Here is a 6,662-nt window from a genome sequence, read left to right as displayed (position 1 = left end):
GGCGGGGGCGCCGCCGGCGGCGGGGCGGACGGCCTTGCGCCGGCACCGCGGGGTTGCCCGCCGCGGCCGGGGACACACGCCCGTACCGGAAGATATTTCGTTGAGGATTGAACTACCCGCCGGTAATCCTACCTGTCATCGCACGCACGGCCGAACCGCGCCGAACGGCCGGCCCGCCCGTTGCGCAGCGGTGCCGTGCCGGGCCGCCGCAGCGGCGCCCGGCCAACACACCGGCGGCGGGCGGTTCCATCGGGCACCGCCCGCCGCTACTGCTTCGTGGTGTGTTCCGGGCGCACCGCGATCACGATCCGCTCCTCGCCCGGCTGCGCCCAGGGATAGCGGTCCTGGTCGATGTAGCGTTTGGCAAGGTGGTCGATGAACGAGTTCCCCTCGTCCTGCTCGATCGACTCCACCCGGCCGCGGACCTCGACGTAGCGGTACGGGTCGTCCGGGTCCTGCACCGACATCGCGATGCGGTCGTCGCGCAGCACGTTGCGGTACTTCTGGCGCCCGCGGGTCTGGCTGAAGCGGATGTGCTCGCCGTCCCAGTCGATCCAGACCGGGTTGGCCTGCGGCTCGCCGCGCGGCCCCAGCGTGGCCACGTGCGCGAAGCTGCGCTTGCGCAGGATGTCCTCGCGGTCTTCGGGGATGGTCGTCATGGCGCTCCTTTCACCGGCGCTACACAGGCGCATGTCCCCTAACACAGCGCAGCCCGGTTGAAACACTGCGGCGCCTCCCCGGTTGGGTGCCTTTCGAACCGCCATCCCCGCTGAGCGGCTGTTTTGCGGCGTGGGCACCGGGTAGCGGCCCGGCCGTGAGGCAACCGCGGCGCAGCGGCGCGCCGTCGCCGCGTACCGCCGCCCAGACCGCACTGCGGGGAACGGAGTGATGTTCCATGGCCGCTGAGCGGCACGCGCCGCCGATCGAAGGCTACGAGGGCCTGCCGATCGGAACGCTGCAGCACCGCGTTCGGGCGCTGACCCAGGAGCAGATGCGCGACCTGATCGCCTACGAGTCCGGCCACGCCAACCGGCCCAATGTGCTGGAGATCCTCAAGGGGCGGCTGAGCGAGCTCGAAAGCGGCGCCGAGCCCACCGGAGGCGACCAGAGCTTCCAGCCCGAGACCCCGCAGGCGCCCCAGGGCGGCTCGAGCGTCAGCCCGGGCGGGCAGGCGCCCGTGGGCAACCCGCCGCCGCACGGCGTGCCCGCGCAGCCGGCCAAACCCAAGGGCGACAACCCGCCCGGCCCCGGAAACGCATGAGCCGGCGCCCGACCGCGTCCTTACCGGGGTGCCCGCGCGGCGCGGCGCCCCGTTCCATGAGGAGGTCCCGCAAATGACCCACGACTTCGAGGCCGGGGGCGCATACGACCCCCGCTCCTTCGAGGAGTTCCTGGCGCGTTTCTTCGGTCCGGGCGGTCCGCGCCGTTCCACCCAGCGCGTCGACCTGTCGAAGTTGATGGACACCGCATCCCGCGAGGTGGTGTCCGAGGCGATCGGCCGTGCCTCGCAGAGCGACCGCAGCGACCTCGACGCCGCCCACCTGCTATGGGCGCTGCTGCGCTACGCGCCGGTCCGCGAACTGGTGCAGCGCACCGGAGCCGACGCCGACGAACTGGTCACCTACGCCGAGAACGAGGCCGCGCGCGCACCGCAGGCGGGCCCGGGCATACCGGCGCTGACTCCGGCGGCCAAACGCACCCTGCTGGACGCCCACCAGATCGCCCGCGCCCTGGGCCGGCCCTACATCGCGCCCGAGCACATGCTGTTCGCGCTGGCGGTCAACGGCGAGTCGCGCATCGGGCGCATGCTCAGCGAGGCCGGAATCACCCCCGATTCGCTGCAGGCGGCGGCCAGCTCGGGCCCGGCGCCCGCGGGCGCCCCCGGCAACCCCCAAGGCGGCGGGGCCGGCCAGCAGCAACAGCAGACCACCACCCCCAACCTGGACGAGTACGGCACCGACGTCACCGCGCTGGCCGCCGAAGGCCGCCTGGACCCGGTCATGGGGCGCGAGTCAGAGGTCGAGCAGACCATCGAGGTGCTGGCCCGCCGCCGCAAGAACAACCCCGTGCTCATCGGCGACCCGGGCGTGGGCAAGACCGCCATCGTCGAGGGCATCGCCCAGCGGATCGCCGACAACGACGTCCCCGACACGCTCAGCGGGCGCCGGCTGGTCCAGCTGGACCTGGCCGGCGTGGTGGCGGGCACGCGCTACCGCGGCGATTTCGAGGAGCGGATGCGCAACATCGTCGAGGAGATCCGCGCCGAGGACAAGCTGCTGATCTTCATCGACGAGCTGCACACCGTCGTGGGTGCGGGCGGCGCCGAGGGCTCCATGGGCGCGAGCAACATGCTCAAACCCGCGCTGGCCCGCGGCGAGCTGCACATGATCGGTGCCACCACCCTGGACGAGTACCGGCAGAACGTCGAGAAGGACGCCGCACTGGAGCGCCGCTTCCAACCGGTGCTGGTATCGGAGCCCTCGGTCGAGGACACCGTCGAGATCCTGCGCGGCCTGCGCGACCGCTACGAGGCCCACCACCAGGTGCGGTTCAGCGACGACGGGCTCGTCGCCGCCGCGGAGCTGTCCGACCGCTACATCTCCGACCGGTTCCTGCCCGACAAGGCGATCGACCTGGTCGACCAGGCCGGTGCGCGGGTGCGGCTGCGCGCCAAACGGCCCAGCGTGGGCGTCCAGGAGCTGGAGGAGCGGCTGCGCGAACTGGAGTCCCGCAAGGAGCAGGCCGTACGCGAGGAGGACTACGAGGCCGCCTCCCAGGCCCGCGACGAGATCAGCAGCACCCGCGAATCCATCGCCCAGGTCCGCGACAGCGGACCCGAGCAGGTGCCCGAGGTCGGCGTCGAGGACGTCGCCGAGGTCGTTTCGCGCATCACCTCGATCCCGGTCTCCCAGCTCACCCAGGAGGAGCGCGAGCGGCTGACCGGGTTGGAGGAGCGGCTGCACACCCGCGTCGTGGGCCAGGACGAGGCCGTCACCGCGGTGGCCGAAGCGGTGCGGCGCTCGCGCGCCGGGCTGGCCTCGCCCGACCAGCCCATCGGCAGCTTCCTGTTCCTGGGGCCCACCGGTGTCGGCAAGACCGAGCTGGCGCGGGCGCTGGCCGAGGCGCTGTTCGGCTCGCAGGAGCAGATGGTCCGCTTCGACATGAGCGAGTTCCAGGAACGCCACACCGCCGCCCGGCTGGTGGGGGCGCCGCCCGGCTACGTCGGCTACGAGGAGGCGGGCCAGCTCACCGAGGCGGTGCGGCGCTCGCCCTACTGCGTCATCCTGCTCGACGAGATCGAGAAGGCGCACCCGGACATCTTCAACCTGCTGCTGCAGCTGCTCGACGACGGGCGGCTCACCGACGGGCAGGGCCGTACCGTCGACTTCCGCAACGTCGTGGTCATCATGACCAGCAACCTGGGCTCGGAGTTCGTCACCGGCGGCGGCCCGATCGGGTTCACCGGCGCCGGTGCGGGCGAGGAGGGCCGCGACCGCGCCACCCGCGACCGCATCATGGCGCGCCTGCGCGACGAGTTCCGGCCGGAGTTCCTCAACCGCGTCGACGAGATCATCGTGTTCTCGCAGCTCAGCGATGAGCAGCTGGCGCAGATCACCCGCCTGCTGCTGGAGGACACCTCGCGCCGGCTGCACGCCCAGGACATCGGGATCGACTTCACCGACGACGCGGTCAACTGGCTGGCCGCCACCGGGCACCAGCCCGAGTTCGGTGCCCGCCCGCTTGGCCGCACCATCCAGCGCAGCGTCGGCAACAAGCTGTCGTCCATGCTGCTCAACGGCGAGATCGCCCCGGGCGACCACATCTCGGTCGGTGTCGGCGACGACGGACTGGACTACAGCGTCGACACCAGTGCCCGCCGCACCACCGCCGGCACGCACTGAGGGCCGACCGTCGCCGCTGCCGCGGCTATTGCACCGGACCCCCGGCCACCGCGCCGGGGGTCCGGTGCTGCCCGGCCCCCGCGGCCGCCCGGCGCGCCCTTGCCAGAGCCTGGTCCCACACCGCGCACACCGACCGCCCGAAGTGCCGGCTACAGCCAGTGACCATGGTGCCCGCAACCCAAGGCCAGCCGTTTCGGCGCCGCTTCGATTGGTAGTCGACTGACCGTGCCCGCAATTGCGGACACGGTCACCGCAGGACATGGGGAAACGGGGGAGGGGAGCGGCCTATGCGGTTCCTGGGCGTCAACGCCGTGTTCCACGATCCGGCCGCCGCGCTCGTCGTCGACGGCGAGATCGCGGCCGCAGCCGAAGAGGAACGGTTCAACCGGCGCAAGCACGGCAAGCAACCCGTCCCGTTCTCCGCGTGGGAACTGCCCGAGCAGGCGATGCGGTGGTGCCTGGACAGCGCCGGGATCGCCCCCGCCGACCTCGACCAGGTGGCCTACTCCTACGACCCCGCTCTGGTCCGGCCGGGCCAGCAGCGGCTCGATCCCGCCTGGGAGGACCTGCGCACCCTCTACGCCCGCCGCGCGCCGATGTTCCTGGCCACCGCACTGCCCGGCCTCGACCCCGACCGGGTGCGCCACGTGCCCCACCACGTCGCACACGCGGCCTCGGCGGGCCTGGCCGCCCCGGCCCTGCGCGGCGAACACGACTGCGCCGTGCTGACCGCCGACGGCCGCGGCGAGGACACCGCCCACCTGGCCGGCGCCTACCGCGGCGGCGAACTGGAGATCCTGGCACAGCAGAGCCTGCCCCACTCGCTCGGGCTGATCTACGAGGACCTTACCGACCACCTCGGCTTCCAGCGCTCCAGCGACGAGTACAAGGTCATGGCGCTGGCGTCCTCGGGAACACCGCGCTTCATCGGGGCGATGCGCGAACTCATCGCACCCACCGGAGACGGAGGGATCCGCGTCGACCCCGTCGACTTCACCGCGTTTGCCAAGCGCCGCCGCCGCGGCGGCGATGTGGCGGCCGAGCACGCCGACCTCGCGGCCAGCATGCAGCAGCGGTTGGAGGAGGTGCTGCTGGCCCTGGCGTCCTGGCTGCACCGCGAAACCCGCCTGCCGCGGCTGGCCATGGCCGGGGGAGTCGCACTGAACTGCGTGGCCAACACCCGCATCGCCGCCGAAGGGCCATTCGAGGACGTGTGGGTGCAGCCCGCCGCCGGCGACGCCGGAACCGCGCTGGGCGGCGCACTGCACCTGGCGCAGGCGGCGGGCGAGCCCGCCGCGCCGATGGCAGGCGCCGACCTGGGGCGCGGCTGGAGCGAAGCGGAGCTCGCCGCCGCCCTGGAACGCGCCGACCTCGCCTACGAGCGCCCCGCGGACCTCGCCGACACGGTCGCGGCCGCACTGGCCCGCGACGAACTGGTGGCCTGGTTCCAAGGCCGCAGCGAATACGGGCCCCGCGCGTTGGGCCGCCGCTCCCTGCTGGCCAACCCGATGCGCGCCGCCAACCTGGACCGCATCAACGGCGTCAAGGGGCGCGAGAGCTTCCGGCCGGTGGCGCCCGTGGTGCCGGCCGACCGGGCGGGCGAGATCTTCCGGCGCGGCCCGCTGCCCAGCCCCTACATGCTGTTCGTGCACGACGTGAAAGAGGCGTGGCGCGACCGCATCCCCGCCGCCGTGCACACCGACGGCACCGCCCGGGTCCAGACGGTCGGCCCCGGCGAAGAGGCGCTGAGCGCTGTGCTGCACCGCTTCGCCGCCCGCACCGGGGTCCCGGTCCTGATCAACACCAGCCTCAACACCGCCGGGCGGCCCATGGTCGACAGCCCGGCAGACGCCCTGGAGTGCTTCGGCTCCGCACCCGTCGACCTGCTCGCGCTCGGGCCGTTCGTGGTGCGGCGCGCCCGCCTGAACGGGAAGGACTGACCCGTGCACCGCGCGCCCGAGGACGAAGGAGCACCGGCCGACGCCTACTCGGTCGTGGTGCCGACGGTGGGCCGGCCCGGGCTGGAATGGACCCTGCGCCCGCTGCTGGACGGCGCCCGCGCACCCGAGGAGATCGTGGTCGTCGACGACCGCCCCGCCCCCAACGGACCGCCGCCCGGCGCCGCGGTCCCCGGCGTCACACTGCTGCGCTCGGGCGGGCGCGGCCCGGCCTGCGCACGCGACATCGGCTGGCGCCACACCGCAACACCCTGGGTGGCCTTCCTGGACGACGATGTCCTGCCCGACGCCGACTGGACCGCCGCACTGGCGGCCGACCTCGCCGCCTGCCACAGCGGCGTCGGCGCCAGCCAGGGCCGCATCGACGTCCCGCCGCCCCCGGGACGCCGGCCCACCGACGCCGAGCGCGCGACCCTGGCCCTGGCCCGGGCGCGCTGGATCACCGCCGACATGGCCTACCGGCGCGCGGCGCTGGAGGCCGCCGACGGCTTCGACCGCCGGTTCAACCGCGCCTACCGCGAGGACACCGACCTCGCCCTGCGGGTGCTCGACGCCGGCTACGAACTAACCGCCGGCACCCGGCGCAGCATCCACCCGGTGGTACAGGATGCCCGCCCCTGGCGCAGCGTCGCCGCCCAAGCGGGCAACGCCGACGACGCGCTCATGCGCCGCCTGCACGGACCCGGCTGGCGCAAACGCGTCGGCGAACCCGGCGGCACCCTGCCCCGCCACGTGCTGACCACGGCCGCACTCGCCGACGCCGCCGCCGCGGCGGGAGTCCGCGCCGCAGCGGCCCGCGCCC

At 73.5% G+C, this 6,662-nt stretch carries 5 protein-coding genes; 4 read left to right on the top strand and 1 reads right to left on the bottom strand.

Going from position 1 to position 6,662, the window contains the following annotated elements; genetic code table 11:
* Positions 1–266: 266 nt before the first annotated feature.
* The gene (locus ACYVD5_RS26485) at positions 267–659 is read right to left on the bottom strand and encodes a PPOX class F420-dependent oxidoreductase (protein WP_461003877.1); all 393 of its coding nucleotides are present in this window, start codon (positions 657–659) and stop codon (positions 267–269) included.
* Between the two features lie 236 nt (positions 660–895).
* Here ACYVD5_RS26485 and ACYVD5_RS26480 point away from each other — a divergent pair, with 236 nt between their 5' ends.
* The 4 genes from ACYVD5_RS26480 to ACYVD5_RS26465 all read left to right on the top strand — a co-directional run.
* Entirely contained in the window at positions 896–1,261 is a 366-nt protein-coding gene (locus ACYVD5_RS26480) for a hypothetical protein (protein WP_461003876.1), read from the top strand.
* A 73-nt stretch (positions 1,262–1,334) separates the two neighbouring features.
* The gene (locus tag ACYVD5_RS26475) at positions 1,335–3,902 is read left to right on the top strand and encodes an ATP-dependent Clp protease ATP-binding subunit (protein WP_461003875.1); all 2,568 of its coding nucleotides are present in this window, start codon (positions 1,335–1,337) and stop codon (positions 3,900–3,902) included.
* 287 nt (positions 3,903–4,189) lie between these two features.
* On the top strand, positions 4,190–5,842 hold the full coding sequence (locus tag ACYVD5_RS26470; RefSeq protein ID WP_461003874.1) for a carbamoyltransferase family protein: 1,653 nt from the start codon (positions 4,190–4,192) through the stop codon (positions 5,840–5,842).
* 3 nt (positions 5,843–5,845) lie between these two features.
* Positions 5,846–6,662, top strand: an 817-nt coding sequence (locus ACYVD5_RS26465) for a glycosyltransferase family 2 protein (protein ID WP_461003873.1), incomplete at its 3' end; no start/stop codon positions are given.

The organism is Streptomonospora sediminis (assembly GCF_054778995.1).
The sequence above is the reverse complement of the archived record's forward strand: the minus strand, read 5'-3'. Positions and strand labels throughout refer to the sequence as shown.